Origin of the sequence: Nostoc commune NIES-4072, from assembly GCF_003113895.1 — a bacterium.
Classification (GTDB): domain Bacteria; phylum Cyanobacteriota; class Cyanobacteriia; order Cyanobacteriales; family Nostocaceae; genus Nostoc; species Nostoc commune.
The window spans coordinates 481,995-496,047 of the sequence record NZ_BDUD01000001.1; the positions used below are offsets into that span (position 1 = coordinate 481,995).

12 protein-coding genes are annotated in these 14,053 nt (G+C 42.0%); 9 read left to right on the forward strand and 3 right to left on the reverse strand.

Going from position 1 to position 14,053, the window contains the following annotated elements; all coding sequences use genetic code 11:
* The first annotated feature begins 108 nt into the window (after positions 1-108).
* From CDC33_RS02100 to CDC33_RS02120, 5 genes are all read left to right on the forward strand, one after another.
* Positions 109-306 (forward strand): NAD(P)H dehydrogenase subunit NdhS, encoded by a 198-nt coding sequence (locus CDC33_RS02100; RefSeq protein WP_109007085.1) that lies wholly within the window; start codon positions 109-111, stop codon positions 304-306.
* Positions 307-371: 65 nt separating this feature from the next.
* Positions 372-1,028, forward strand: coding sequence for an HAS-barrel domain-containing protein (locus CDC33_RS02105; RefSeq protein ID WP_109007086.1), 657 nt, complete (start codon positions 372-374; stop codon positions 1,026-1,028).
* A 144-nt stretch (positions 1,029-1,172) separates the two neighbouring features.
* Positions 1,173-3,311 (forward strand): cation:proton antiporter domain-containing protein, encoded by a 2,139-nt coding sequence (locus tag CDC33_RS02110; RefSeq protein WP_109007087.1) that lies wholly within the window; start codon positions 1,173-1,175, stop codon positions 3,309-3,311.
* A 565-nt stretch (positions 3,312-3,876) separates the two neighbouring features.
* Entirely contained in the window at positions 3,877-4,827 is a 951-nt protein-coding gene (locus CDC33_RS02115; RefSeq protein WP_109007088.1) for a UDP-glucuronic acid decarboxylase family protein, read from the forward strand.
* Between the two features lie 148 nt (positions 4,828-4,975).
* Positions 4,976-6,367, forward strand: a complete 1,392-nt coding sequence (locus CDC33_RS02120; RefSeq protein WP_109007089.1) for a UDP-glucose dehydrogenase family protein — start codon at positions 4,976-4,978, stop codon at positions 6,365-6,367.
* A gap of 350 nt (positions 6,368-6,717) precedes the next feature.
* Here CDC33_RS02120 and CDC33_RS02125 read toward each other — a convergent pair whose 3' ends face one another.
* Positions 6,718-7,512, reverse strand: coding sequence for an LmeA family phospholipid-binding protein (locus CDC33_RS02125; protein ID WP_181374204.1), 795 nt, complete (start codon positions 7,510-7,512; stop codon positions 6,718-6,720).
* Positions 7,513-8,147: 635 nt separating this feature from the next.
* Here CDC33_RS02125 and mgtE point away from each other — a divergent pair.
* Complete coding sequence (mgtE, locus tag CDC33_RS02130; protein WP_109007091.1) at positions 8,148-9,500, forward strand: magnesium transporter; 1,353 nt, start codon at positions 8,148-8,150, stop codon at positions 9,498-9,500.
* Here the strand turns inward: mgtE and CDC33_RS38220 are convergent.
* Positions 9,497-9,637 carry a hypothetical protein gene (locus tag CDC33_RS38220; RefSeq protein ID WP_181373868.1) on the reverse strand — a complete coding sequence of 47 codons (141 nt, stop codon included), beginning with the start codon at positions 9,635-9,637 and terminating at the stop codon, positions 9,497-9,499. The genes mgtE and CDC33_RS38220 overlap by 4 nt on opposite strands.
* Here CDC33_RS38220 and CDC33_RS02135 point away from each other — a divergent pair.
* From CDC33_RS02135 to CDC33_RS02145, 3 genes are all read left to right on the forward strand, one after another.
* On the forward strand, positions 9,608-10,660 hold the full coding sequence (locus tag CDC33_RS02135) for an aspartate carbamoyltransferase catalytic subunit (RefSeq protein ID WP_109007092.1): 1,053 nt from the start codon (positions 9,608-9,610) through the stop codon (positions 10,658-10,660). The two genes, CDC33_RS38220 and CDC33_RS02135, sit on opposite strands and share 30 nt — an antisense overlap.
* A 701-nt stretch (positions 10,661-11,361) precedes the next feature.
* Entirely contained in the window at positions 11,362-11,691 is a 330-nt protein-coding gene (locus CDC33_RS02140) for a pentapeptide repeat-containing protein (RefSeq protein ID WP_219929995.1), read from the forward strand.
* 276 nt (positions 11,692-11,967) lie between these two features.
* Complete coding sequence (locus CDC33_RS02145) at positions 11,968-12,408, forward strand: pentapeptide repeat-containing protein (protein WP_109007093.1); 441 nt, start codon at positions 11,968-11,970, stop codon at positions 12,406-12,408.
* Positions 12,409-12,482: 74 nt separating this feature from the next.
* Here CDC33_RS02145 and CDC33_RS02150 read toward each other — a convergent pair whose 3' ends face one another.
* Positions 12,483-13,823: a TldD/PmbA family protein gene (locus CDC33_RS02150; protein WP_109012405.1), complete on the reverse strand. Its 1,341-nt coding sequence runs from the start codon at positions 13,821-13,823 to the stop codon at positions 12,483-12,485.
* Positions 13,824-14,053: the final 230 nt, after the last annotated feature.

Here is a 14,053-nt window from a genome sequence, read left to right on the forward strand (position 1 = left end):
TCGTCATTAGTCATTAGTCCTTTGTCCTTTGCTAATGACCAATGACAAATGACAAATGACTAATAAGAAGTATTAAGCTATTAAAAGGAAACAAGCGAGGCTAAAAACATGATTCTGCCTGGAGCAACTGTTCGCGTCAAAAATCCCGCAGATACCTATTATCGCTACGAAGGACTCGTGCAACGACTGACCGATGGCAAAGTAGCCGTATTATTTGAAGGTGGTAACTGGGATAAATTAATTACCTTTCGCCTGAGCGAATTGGAACTCGTAGAAACCACAGCCGGACGTAAAAAAGCCAAATAAGATTAGTCATTAGCCATTTGTTTTTACCAAATGACTAATGACCAATGACTAATGACTAAATTACTATGCGCCTCCCTTTACCACAGTTTGCTACTGGCGATCGCCATCCCAACCACATTGCGGAGGTGATTGAAACTACTAGTACTGAATTTTTAGCTCAGTGTTTGGAACCAGACGATTTGAGCTTTCCCTCCATGCCACCCTTTGGTAGTTGGGTCTGCTCTGTAGATGAAGAATCGGGCAATCAAGTTTATGCGGTAGTATATTATGCCACAACTATGCCCATAGATTCCGTACACCGGGCTAGAGCTTTGGGGTTGTCATTGCAAGACTTACGTGAAGAACAACCCCAGATATTTGCCATGCTTAGAACAGAATTTAGGGCTGCGATCGTAGGATTTGAGCAATCTTCCCAGAATCGAGGTTATAACCAAAGAATATATCAATATCTACCACCGCGTCCCCCGCAAATTCATCAAGCTGTTTATCGATGCGAACCAGAAGCAATTATTAAATTTACTGAAGAACTAGATTTTTTGCGGACACTCCTTTGTATTAACGGTGCGCCAGTAGAGTCTTTGGCCGCAGCTGCCATTCGAGATATATACCAGTTACGCAAAGCTGATCGAGAATGGCTAATTAAAGCTGGACGTAGCTTAAGTGTCCTACTTAAAGACGACTACGATCGCTTACGGTTCATTTTGAGTCAAATCCATCCATAGGTAGTTAGTTCTGAGACAATTGCCTAGTTAGTGTAAATTAATATATTTGATTTTTCCTCAGGTGGCTTCTCTATTTATTTATATCGATTAAGCGATCGCCCCAAAGGAATCGCAGTTTTACCATAGCGCCTTCATTCCTACATGATGGAACTCATATTACAAGTTCTTGCTCTGGAGCCAACTTCCCAAGTTCTTGGCAAGGAACCAATTGTTCCCTTTGCTATTTTGCTAGTGGTCATCTTAGTTATACCGATCATGTTTGAGCGGCTAAGATTACCAGGATTAGTGGGTTTGGTTTTCTCAGGGCTAATACTGGGCCCCTCAGGCTGGAATCTATTTCAGTCGGACTCGTCGATGATTAACCTGCTATCAGACATTGGGTTAATTTACTTGCTGTTTGTCGCAGGGCTAGAAGTTGATCTAGAACAGTTTCGTCGGCAAAAAAGTCGTGCCTTCGGATTTGCTAGTTTAACTTTCAGTGTACCCCTGGTGATGGGAACCTTAGTAGGGCTGATTTTAAGCTATGGCTGGAATACTTCAATATTAATTGGCTCTTTATTCGCTTCCTATACTCTTTTGGCATATCCCATAATCAGCCGTTTGGGAGTCAGCAATAACGAAGCTGTTACGGTCACTATTGGAGCTAAGATTTTTACAGATATTGGCGCAGTACTAATCTTAGCCGTTTGTGTAAGCGTCGCTCATGCTGGAGCATTCAGCTTTGCAAAACTACTCAGCTTGTCTGGTTGGTTAATTATTTACTCTGTTGCCGTTGTGACAGGCTTTGATTGGGCAGGCAAAGAATTTTTCAAACGGTCTGGAGACGACGAAGGAAACAAGTTTTTGTTTGTATTGCTTTCTGTGTTTCTGGCGGCTGTGGGCGCTCAATTGATTGGGATAGAGAAAATTGTTGGTGCGTTTTTAGCGGGTTTGGCAGTAAATGAAGCTGTAGGGGAAGGCCCAGTCAAACAAAAAATGGTATTTATTGGCAGTGTGCTATTTATTCCCATTTTCTTTGTTGACCTTGGCTTAACGATCAATCTACCCGCCTTTGTGAATAACCTAGACACGCTCAAGTTAACGCTGTTGATGATAGTTGGTTTGATTGTCAGTAAATTGATAGCAGCTTTTTTCACAAAACTGATTTACCGCTACAACTGGCAAGAAATGCTAACCATCTGGTCGCTATCACTTCCCCAGGTGGCGACAACGTTAGCAGCAACGTTAGTGGGATACCGGGCTGGGTTGCTGCCACTAGAAGTATTACACAGCGTGATTGTCTTAATGGTTGTCACATCAACTTTGGGGCCGTTGATCACTAATAAAATAGCTGTTGGTTTGAATTCTTCACCCGCCGAAGATCCAGCATCACCCCAACCTGACCAAAATGCACCAAAAACAGACAGTGCTTTTACTATAGTTGTACCTGTCTACAATCCTCATACTGAGCAGTATTTGATTGAAATGGCGGCGTTATTAGCGCGTCAGTGTAAAGGCAAAATTATACCACTTGCGATCGCTAATGCCACTGGTCAAATGGATGCACCGCAGTTAGAAGCATCTCTACAACGCAGTGAGCAATTATTAACCAAAGCCACGGTACACAGTCGAGGATTGGGTGTAGCCGCAGAACCAATGCTGCGGATTGATGATGCTTTTGCTCAAGGAATTAGCAGAGCAGCTCGTGAACAAAAGGCTAATTTAATCGTTATGGGTTGGGGTAAACGGACTGGATTACGAGCGCGTTTATTTGGGAATGTGATTGATGGTGTACTTTGGGCATCCCATTGTCCAGTAGCGGTAACACGTTTAGTAGAATCACCGAAAAAAATTCAGCGCATCTTAGTACCAGTAGAAAACTTAACAGCGCCGACATTACAGCCTGTACAATTTGCCCAGATGCTGGCAGAGGCAAATCAGAGCCACATTACTGTACTGAATGTGTGCGATCGCCGCACTAGTTCTAGTAAAATTGCTTGGAGGCGATCGCATCTCTCCCTATTGGTATCTCAATTAGCTTTAACCAATGCCCCAGAAATTCAAATTATCGCTCATGAGAATGTTGCTCAAGCAATTTTGCAGGCAGCGCGATTATATGATTTAGTAGTTTTACCTTTTATACGTAATCGTACCAGCCCTGGAGGATTAGCCATTAGCGATGTCACAACTCAGTTAGCCAGACAACTCACCTGCTCCATTATCATGCTTGGAGAGCCGCAACGTACTCAAACCACAAATTTAGTTATGTCTAAGACGGTTACTAGCATTACCTCTGCTGTATGATATGAGGCAGAGTTCAGTCTACTCACGTGGACTTAGGCTGCGTTGGTGTAGTCCGCCGGAGGCATCGCATTGACAACAAACTTTACAACAAATGAATCATTTCTAGGGGGTACATCTGTATACACCTACAAATGTATGTATTTATAGCAAGAATATCCTGAAATGATATAAGTCTCTGCACTTAAATACAGGGCAGAATATTGGTAAATACGATAACTTGACTATTGCACAAATATAGGTAATTGTAAGACCTTGAACTGTGGAAAGTGTCAACCAATTCCTGCATCCAACTTAAAACAGTAGTATTCATAAAAACACTTTGTATTGTTAAAGATTTGATGAACTTTAGATGGAAGACTGGCAATTTTTGTTATTTTACTAGTTAAATTATTAAGGAAGGAAGTAAAAAATAACAGAAATATAACCGGAGAAAAATACGTAAATTCAACAGGACTTTTTGATTGAACTTTGTTCTTTTTTTCGTTTTGTATTTTTGTCCCTAATCTGGGTAATCTAAAACTGAGTGCAATAGCTACTGAAAATATTTGTAAATAACTGGGAAACTATGAGAATTTTGGTGACGGGTGGTGCTGGGTTTATTGGTTCCCATCTCATCGACCGACTAATGACCGATGGGCATGAAGTAATATGCTTAGATAATTTTTACACTGGTCACAAACGGAACATCCTTAAATGGTTAGATAACCCGTACTTTGAACTGATCCGCCACGATATTACCGAACCAATTCGCTTAGAAGTGGATCAAATTTATCATTTAGCTTGTCCTGCTTCACCAGTACATTACCAGTACAACCCAGTTAAAACCGTTAAAACTAACGTGATGGGAACACTCAATATGTTAGGGCTGGCTAAACGTGTGAAAGCTAGATTTTTCTTAGCTTCAACCAGTGAAGTATACGGCGATCCAGAAGTTCATCCCCAACCTGAAGAGTATCGGGGTAGCGTCAATCCCATTGGCATACGTTCATGCTACGACGAAGGTAAAAGAATTGCTGAAACTCTAGCATTTGATTACTATAGGCAAAATAAAGTTGATATTCGAGTTGTTCGGATATTTAACACTTATGGGCCGAGAATGTTAGAAAATGATGGCCGGGTGGTGAGCAACTTTATAGTTCAAGCCTTGCGGGGTAATCCTTTAACCGTTTACGGTGATGGTTCGCAAACTCGTAGTTTCTGCTATGTTTCCGATTTAGTCGAAGGATTCATCCGCCTAATGAATAGCGACTACATAGGCCCAGTAAACCTGGGTAATCCTGGTGAATATACGATTTTGCAATTGGCACAAGCTGTGCAAAATATGATTAATCCAGACGCGCAGATTAAATTCGAGCCACTACCTTCGGACGATCCCCGGCGTCGCCAACCTGATATCACAAAGGCAAAAACTTGGTTAAATTGGGAACCGACTATTCCTCTGCAAGAGGGGTTAAAACTAACAATAGAAGATTTTCGCGCTCGCATTCAAAGCGATGTAAATAATTCAACCACCTGAATAGCTAGAGCGTTGCTCTAAATTTCATGCAGGCTCTACCCTATCGGTAGCTAGTATGTTTAGTGGCTGAGTTGACTGCCTGTGTTTAAGTGTCATATTGATACTTCTTTTAGAAGACTAACCCCAAAAAAAAGTGAGGAGTTAAAAAATGCGTGTTTGCGTGATTGGTACTGGTTACGTTGGTTTAGTTACAGGTGCTTGCTTGGCTCATATTGGGCATGATGTCATTTGCGTAGACAACAACGAAGAAAAAGTTAAGTTAATGAAGTCTGGGCAATCCCCAATTTTTGAGCCAGGACTCTCAGAAATAATGCAGTCTGCCATTCAAGCAGAGAAAATTCATTTTACTAGCGATCTCGCTGCTGGAGTTGCCCACGGAGAAGTTCTGTTTATTGCTGTGGGAACGCCACCTTTACCCACTGGTGAAAGTGATACTCGTTATGTTGAAGCTGTAGCCCGGGGAATTGGGGAAAATCTCAACGGTGGTTATAAAGTCATAGTCAATAAATCTACAGTACCCATTGGCTCAGGTGACTGGGTACGGATGCTTGTTCTAGATGGTGTGGCTGAACGGCAGAAAACATTAGTACCCGCAGGTGGGGTTCCAAGTAATGAAAAATTACCTGAGTTTGCAGCCGAGTTTGATGTAATCAGCAATCCAGAGTTTTTGCGCGAAGGTTCGGCAGTTTACGACACCTTCAACCCTGATCGCATTGTACTAGGAGGCAATAGTCAAAGAGCAGTAGCCTTAATGCGAAAACTCTATGCCCCAATTGTGGAACGTAAGTACGCTGAGGATCAATCTTTACCCCCTGTGCCAATTCTGGCAACAGACTTGAGTTCGGCGGAGATGATTAAATACGCCGCTAATGCCTTTTTAGCCACTAAGATTAGTTTTATTAACGAAGTTGCTAATATTTGCGATCGCGTCGGTGCTGATGTCAGCCAAGTAGCTAGAGGTATCGGTCTAGACTCCCGCATTGGTAACAAATTTTTACAAGCTGGTATTGGTTGGGGTGGTTCTTGTTTTCCCAAAGATGTTTCCGCTCTGATTCACACTGCTGATGATTATGGCTATGAAGCCCAATTACTCAAAGCTGCTGTCAGTGTCAACGAACGCCAGCGATTGATTGCTTTAGAAAAACTCCAAAAAGTTCTGAAAATTCTCAAAGGCAAAACAGTTGGACTACTCGGATTGACCTTCAAGCCCGATACCGACGACTTGCGCGACGCCCCAGCCCTCAACCTAATTGAACAGCTCAACCGATTGGGGGCCAAAGTTAAAGCCTTTGACCCGATTGTTTCCCAAACAGGTTTACGTCATGGGCTTTCTGGTGTACTAGTAGAAACCGATGCCGAAAGACTAGCTGACGGCTGCGATGCATTGGTACTTGTCACCGAATGGCAGCAGTTCAGCACTCTTGACTATGTGAAGATGGCAAAATTGATGACCCACCCCGTTATCATTGACGGTCGTAACTTCCTCGACCCTGAAGTAATGATCCGGGCTGGATTCCAATATGTAGGTGTGGGGCGATAGAGCTTTAAGAGTTAGAAGTGATTAATGATGGATAAGAATTGCTTACAACTTATAATCCATAACTCCTAACCTCTTAAAAACCTAAAGATTTATAATACCGCCTAAATTGCTTTAGGCGGTATTTAATTTTTTTTCAGAGCTTCATGCAAAGACCCTAAAAAACATGAGTTTGACTGTTCATACACTGTACGTTTAATTAGACCAATCAAAAAACCGCTAAGAGATTTTACTACGTAAAACCCTCTCTCTCCGAAGGGCGGGGAAAACTTGAACTAAAGTTCAAGGCAGAGAGAGGTTCATCGAACTCACGCTAAAAATTTTACTTACCTTGCTTGCGTGAAAGTACCATATCAAGCGCTATGTGGAATACGTTCAATTTCAGCATAACCACTGAAAATAAGTTTTTCACCTTCAGTGTCTAATCGGTTGAGCCGCATTTTTACTCCATCGAGGTCAAAACGATCAAGGTCAACCATATTATCTAAAATTTCTACCAGCGCCACACTCAAGGTTTGCGAGATTTCCCGTTGTGCTTCTGGTACTTGGTCAAGTTCGATTTTTGGATCTTTGAAGGAAACTCGCCGCCGCCTTTCAATGCCTAAAGTTAGGCTCATGTTCAGGGGAACGAGTTCGCCATTATTTAAATCTGCTTTTGCTACAAGCTGTAAGCGATTTCCTGGCAATAGCTGTACCTGTACTTCCGTAAAGGAAACTGGTTCACCGCCAGATAATTCTGTCAATGATGGTACGGTGAGGTTAAGCAGGCGCTTTTTCACCAGTTCCGCATTAAAGGCTTGGTTTATGCCTGCTTCTGATAAAATCACTTGGGCGATCGCTTGAGTAGGCTGCTTAAGACTGAGTTTGCCACTTAAAACCGAGCCAAAGTCAATGGCAACGGCATCGGTTTCAAAAGACATCTCCTCTACCGCAAAATCTTTCCGAATCACCAAGCCACGACCACTCATCTTAAAGCTATCAATGCTGCCTTGCAACAGTTTGCTGGAGGGGTAGCAGCGCACAAAGACTTCTACTGACTCGCTCATGCTAAACAGGTGGCGAATCGTTTGGCTGGCAACCGTGTTGAGCATCCGCTCTCCCCAATCTGTGCCTTTAGGATCTTTTAAACCAGTAAGTCCGCCGAACATGTGGTTTTGGGTGTCTAGAAGTTCTTTGTACTTTTGTAACAAACTGTGAAGAATACAGCAAGCGATCCCGTGATTAATTGTGCTGATGGGTAGGTATAGGATGGCTGATGGTTGATGATTTAATGTATTAAATATTACAAAATTGACTTGGACAGGGAGAAGGTCGCAGCATTCATAACATTAGCAATTATACGTTGAAGTGAAACCTGGTAACCCATTTCTGATTCTCCGTCATCCATCTGACTATGCATGAAGTTGCTTGATACCAAGTATTGCTGATTGATGTTGTGAATATTTTAACTGTATAAAGTTTGCGAAAAAATTCGTTCATTGGGAAGACACATAGCTTATAGCAATAGTAAAATCTACTTTAAGCTAGACGAAAATTACCTAAAATTCGGGGTAATTAACTCAGCTATTAGTGGTAAATATGACAAATACTGAATGCTGATATTCAGTATTTACCGGAGAGCGCTATTCCGGGTTAGGATGATGACTAGCGATGCCTTAATTTAGATATCGATATTGAATTGTTGAAATTTTATGGGCCATAGTCCACCAGATGGCAGTATCAACCTCCTCTGAGCTGGCGAGGAAGTCTCCCAGCGCGGGGGAGACTTAGGAGATATATCTACATGCTCACACAAGATATTCGTGATTTGCTGACTGATACTACCGATTTAAACCAGTTAAAATGGGATTTAAATCGCTTGCAACCTGTGGATGTGGGAGACTACATTACACAATTGCCTGAACAACAACGCGCGATCGCATTCCGTTTACTCAATAAAGCTCAGGCAATTGATGTATTTGAATATCTGCCCACAGAGGTGCAGGAAGAACTAATTAATTCTCTGCATGATGTCCAGGTAGTGCAACTTGTAGAAGCGATGAGTCCCGATGAACGGGCAGAATTGTTTGATGAACTACCTGCTGGGGTAATCAAACGGCTATTACAAGAACTGAGTCCAGAACAAAGGCAAGCAACAGCAACGATTCTCGGCTATCCAGAAGGTACTGCCGGGCGGGTAATGACAACTGAATATGTCCGGTTGCGCCAAGGATTGACTGTAGGTGAAGCCCTGAGCAAAATCCGCCGTCAGGACGAAGACAAGGAGTCTATTTACTACGCCTACGTCACAGATGACAACCGGACATTGGTGAGAGTAGTTTCACTGCGCCAGTTGTTGTTTACCTTTCCCGATGTTTTCATCAAAGATATTGCTAGCGATCGCGTCATCAAAGTTAGAACTGAAACTCCCCAAGAAGAAGTGGCGCGAATCATGCAGCGCTACGACTTAATCGCGATACCCGTAGTTGACCGAGAAGACCGATTGGTTGGCATCGTCACCATTGATGATGTTATGGATATTTTGGAAGAGGAAGCCACAGAAGATATCCAAAAACTGGCGGGTGTCAGTGGTGATGAAGCAGCTTTATCCTCTCCCTTACTCACCATCCGCAACCGCTTACCTTGGCTGTTGGGGATTATGGCACTGTATATTGGTGCTGCCAGTGCGATCGCGCCTTTTCAATCTGTAATTGCCGCAGTACCAGTCTTAGCAGTAATCATGCCGATTTTTTCTAACACAGGTGGTACTGTTGGGATTCAATCATTAACGGTGACAATTCGTGGCTTGGGAGTGGGCGAAGTAACATCCAAAGATACCTTAAAAATTCTCCGCAAGGAACTTTTAGCTGGTTTAGGTACAGCCGTAGCTTTAGCCACAACGATGTTCCTGCTTTCCTTAATTTGGGCGCGACCCCAAGAACGATGGGTGGCTTTAATTGCCGGAATGGTAATGGCAACTAATACAATTGTGGCTGTTACACTTGGCACTCTACTGCCAATGGGTTTGACACGGCTGAAGCTTGACCCTGCTTTAGTTAGTGGCCCGTTAGTCACTACAATGCTAGATACAATTGGGTTTTTAACGTTCCTCAGCTTAATTTCTCTAGCTTTAAACGTTTTCCATTTACCAACCTAAAAGGATTGGGCATAGGGCATGGGGCATGGGGCATCAATTGTCCCTTCATCTCCCTCATCTCCCTCATCTCCCTCATCTCCCCACTCCCTACTTTCCACTCCCCAAATATGCCTACTACCACCTGGAATCGTCATCACGTTCTTTCCCTAGCTGACTTTACGGCGGCTGAATATAATACTGTTTTGCAAACTGCTGCCAGTTTTCAAGAGGTGCTATCACGGCGGACGAAGAAAGTACCAACCTTGCAGGGACAGGTGGTGGCGAATTTATTTTTTGAATCGTCTACTCGCACTCGCAGCAGTTTTGAACTCGCGGCGAAACGCTTAAGTGCAGATACGCTGAATTTCGCCGCAGCCACATCTTCTATGACTAAGGGAGAAACAATTCTCGACACGGCGAAAACCTATTTGGCGATGGGAACTGATATTATGGTAGTCCGCCATCGAGAGGCAGGAGTACCGAATGCGATCGCGGCTGAAATGGATCGTTTAGGTGTAAAAGTTAGCGTCCTCAATGCTGGTGATGGTCAACATGAGCATCCTTCCCAAGCACTGCTAGATTTATTTACCATTTGTACTCTAATTGACCCAGCTAGTCCCCGACTAGAACTTTTAAAAGGTAAAAAGATTGCCATTGTTGGGGATATTCTCCATTCTCGTGTAGCGCGATCGAATATCTGGAGTTTAATCGCTAGTGGTGCCGAAGTGCATCTAGCAGCCCCACCCACCCTCTTACCCAAATTATTTGCTGAGTATATTTTGGAAGAGGCAGGAGTCAAAAATCAGAACTTTATTATCTCCTCATCCCCCACTCCCCACTCCCCACTCCCCACTCCCCAACTATTTCTACATTGGCAACTAGAACCAGCTTTACAAAATGCCGATTTTGTCATGACTTTGCGCCTGCAAAAGGAACGCATGACCGCTCATTTACTGCCAAGTTTGCGAGAATATCATCAGCTATTTGGTATTACAAGCACAAAACTGCAACTTTGTAAACCTAACGTCAAAGTTTTGCATCCAGGCCCAGTTAACCGTGGTGTCGAAATCAGTTCTGAATTGATGGATGACCCAGAATTTAGTCTCATACAATCACAAGTTACCAGTGGTGTCGCCGTTCGTATGGCGCTGTTGTATTTGATAGGAAGCAGTAAGGTCTAAGTAATTTAACTCTCACAGGCAATGACCATCAGTATTCAGCTGTTGAGGCAACTGTAGGCAAAGACATGACTACACAAGCTAGATAAAAAAGGTATAACATAAGACCAGCCCTTTTAAAGTAAGTAGAAATTCTTGCAAGTGAATTCCTCTCTAATATCATGGCCGCATAATTAGTTGTGATTCCGAGAGCCTTTGCACCTCAGTCTTTAATTCCCTCCCCACTTGCGGGTAGGAGAGATAAAGCGTAGTTTTGGCAGGGTGGGGTTTTTCGAGTTTAATAAGTAATCAAGCGGACATAATATAAATTTCTATTCTCCGTATTCTCTGTCTTAGAAAGCCTGATGTCTACGGCGGACTGCGCCAACGGAGGTTTGCTGCCTTCAAACTTTCTACTGTGTCTCGGCGGTAAATAAATAAGGCAAACCAGATGAAAATATTCAAGCAGCTAGTGCAATTATCCAATCTATGCGAGGTCTATATGGCAATATATTATCCAGTGCCAACGGATATCAACCGTTTAACAGCGATTCATCTCTAGAAACGAAAACACTAGTTAATCCTTATCATAAAATGGCATTCAAGGATGACAATAATACCTCTCAATTTCTAGCACCCCCTACCAAAGAATAATGGTAACTTTTGACTATTGTTGATACTGGTAAATTTAAAACGAGTGTAGTAATTGATAGGAGAAAAGAAATATGGATGCCAATGAACTTCTTAAACGATATGAAAATGGAGAAACAAAGTTTTTGGAGGCAAACTTAAACGGCGTAAATTTGTTTGGTGCAGACTTGATTGATATAACTTTGAATAAGGCAGATTTATCTAATGCAATCCTAATTTTTAGCTATCTAAATCGGGGAATCCTAAATAAGGCCAATCTAGTTTGTACAAAGCTAAATGGTGCGAACCTAAATCAGGCAAGTTTAATCGATGCCAACTTGCATGATGCTAATTTACATGGTGCAACTTTACAGGGTGCTGATTTGCGTGGTGCAGTCATGCCTGATGGAACAATTAACGACTAAAAATACAGCAGATTTCAAGTTGATGAGGTACACAAGCTAAGTCTGTTACCCAGGTATAAAGCGTGTTTTGCTTCTGAATTTTGCTATATATAGCGGTTTGCAGTTGAGTCCAATAATATTACTATTAGTCCGATCGGACTAGCTTACAAAAGAATACCTATTCTTATAGAAATTATCTATTACTCCGATCGCATGAGTACATAAGTCTGTAATCTTGGCACACTAGTATCGTAGAAGTAAAGAATTTAATGACTTCTAGAAGTGTCGGAGGTAAATATGAAACGAATTTTTTTGACGGCAGCAGCCTTACTCAGCACGCTATCTCTAGCTGCTCCCCTTCCTGTCAAAGCAGAAAACTCCGCTTCTGTCCGGCGCTTGCTGGAAACTAGGGAATGTTTTGGATGTAATTTAGCAGGAGCGAACCTCAAAGGCGCTCACCTGATAGGTGTTGACCTCAGAAATGCAAATTTAAAAGGAGCTAATCTTGAAAGTGCTAACCTAGAAGGTGCTGATTTAACTGGTGCAAATTTGAAGTCTGCTAATCTCACAGATGCTTTTGTCAATGGTACTAGCCTAAATAATGCTAATCTCACCAATGTTGATTTGAGTAATGCTCATTTATATAATACAGACGTAGATGGCGCTATTATGGCTAATATTGATTTAAGCGGTGCTGATGTATTTAATACTGCCATTAGCATTGGTGGTGAATACTAATGGTGAGTAATAATTTCAAAGTGATGAGTTAAGAGTTATATTCAACTCCTAACTCTCTCTCTACTTTTTAATTTTTACTCACCAGTAATCGACAGTTCATTAACCCAGATTTTCGGACAAACTCCCCCTGGCGTTAACTCTGGCTCTTTTTCTACATAAATAATTGATTTCAGGACTTCCAAGAAATCACCAGCAACAGTTGCTGACTCAATACTCGTCCTAACACCTTTATTAACTAGCCAACCATCAAACGGCAAAGAAAACGAGCCTTGCAAGGCTTTAACTCCAGCATGGAGAGCTTGTAAATCATCGATAAAAATCACATTTTCAGCAGTTTCTAAACTTAACTCTTCTTCAGGAGTTACTGTAGAAAAAACGTGATAAAAATTGGGACTAACGCTAACTTTTGCACCAATACTGGCATTACCTGTTGGCTGGGTATTGAACCTTTTAGCAGTACCTGCACTGTGGAGAAAGCTTTTTAAAACACCATTTTCAATCAGCGAAACCTGACGAGTAGGAGTTCCTTCACCATCAAAACTTTCTGCACCTACGTTAGCTGGGTGAAGTGCATCATCAAAAACTGAAAGCAGAGGAGAAGCAATTTGCTTACCTAAATCATCAGCAGTAGATAAGCTTTGATTGTCTAAAATACTTTGAGCGTTGAATAAGTTAGAAAAACCACCCAACAGACTTAAGAAAGCTTCTGGTGAAAAAACAACCCGATATTTACCAGTTTTGATTTTTTCATAATTCAAATGACTGATAGTTTTATCTGCGGTTTCTTTGATGCAACCATTGATATCTAGATTATCTAAACTATGGTTGATTCTAAAAGCACCTGCACTACGAGGTTTTTTTCCTTCTTCCTCAGTTTTGCTGTAAAGATAAACTGATGCTAAGGAGTGAGATTCAGTTCTCACTGCACCGTCGCTATTGAGATAAAATCTATCAATATCTCTTTGCGATAAACCATTATAAGGCACACCTTTAATTGCTGGATGAGCTGCTAGTAATTCTTTTTCAGCTACCAACAATCTTTCTATGAGTTCAGCAACAGGTGCTTGGGGTGTCTTATCTTGAGGTTTGTTTGCAATCGGAACAGTAGCTTCTGGACTAAAATCAGGAACATTTTCTTTAACACCAAAGAAACTGGCTTCGTAGGCAGTTTTCAAAGCTAATTCCAGTCCTTTTGGGTCTACATCTGTGGTGCTGGTGACACCCATTGTATTATCTTCATTCCAGACACGAACAGTAACACCAGAGCGATTTGAGGCTTTGACTTGTTTTGGTTCACCTTGGTCTACTTGCACGCTAGTATCATCTACTGTTGAGCCATAAATGTCGAATTTCTTAATGCCAAGCTTACCAGCATTGTCCTTGGCAGAATTTGCAATCTCATTGATATTTGGCATAGTCAATTTTGAATTTTGAATTTTAGATTTTGGATTAGAAGCAATTTTATTTTGGATAGGACTTACGCAAACTCTACGATTCTTGGCGTTCTTGGCGTCTTGGCGGTTCGAGAAATTAAGCTTTTTAGCGCTTTTTGCGTAAGTCCTATTGGATATTAGATTTTGGATTTTGGATGTTAAGCTTTTCCACAGAAAATTTGCTTGTATTTCTTGGGCGGGCGAGACGCCCA

Excerpts from the sequence above, each read along its gene's own strand:
- CDC33_RS02100 (WP_109007085.1), top strand. The coding sequence starts at position 109 with ATGATTCTGCCTGGAGCAACTGTTCGCGTCAAAAATCCCGCAGATACC.
- CDC33_RS02105 (WP_109007086.1), top strand. The coding sequence starts at position 372 with ATGCGCCTCCCTTTACCACAGTTTGCTACTGGCGATCGCCATCCCAAC.
- CDC33_RS02110 (WP_109007087.1), top strand. The coding sequence starts at position 1,173 with ATGGAACTCATATTACAAGTTCTTGCTCTGGAGCCAACTTCCCAAGTT.
- CDC33_RS02115 (WP_109007088.1), top strand. The coding sequence starts at position 3,877 with ATGAGAATTTTGGTGACGGGTGGTGCTGGGTTTATTGGTTCCCATCTC.
- CDC33_RS02120 (WP_109007089.1), top strand. The coding sequence starts at position 4,976 with ATGCGTGTTTGCGTGATTGGTACTGGTTACGTTGGTTTAGTTACAGGT.
- CDC33_RS02125 (WP_181374204.1), bottom strand. The coding sequence starts at position 7,512 with ATGTTCGGCGGACTTACTGGTTTAAAAGATCCTAAAGGCACAGATTGG.
- mgtE (WP_109007091.1), top strand. The coding sequence starts at position 8,148 with ATGCTCACACAAGATATTCGTGATTTGCTGACTGATACTACCGATTTA.
- CDC33_RS02135 (WP_109007092.1), top strand. The coding sequence starts at position 9,608 with ATGCCTACTACCACCTGGAATCGTCATCACGTTCTTTCCCTAGCTGAC.
- CDC33_RS02140 (WP_219929995.1), top strand. The coding sequence starts at position 11,362 with ATGGATGCCAATGAACTTCTTAAACGATATGAAAATGGAGAAACAAAG.
- CDC33_RS02145 (WP_109007093.1), top strand. The coding sequence starts at position 11,968 with ATGAAACGAATTTTTTTGACGGCAGCAGCCTTACTCAGCACGCTATCT.
- CDC33_RS02150 (WP_109012405.1), bottom strand. The coding sequence starts at position 13,823 with ATGCCAAATATCAATGAGATTGCAAATTCTGCCAAGGACAATGCTGGT.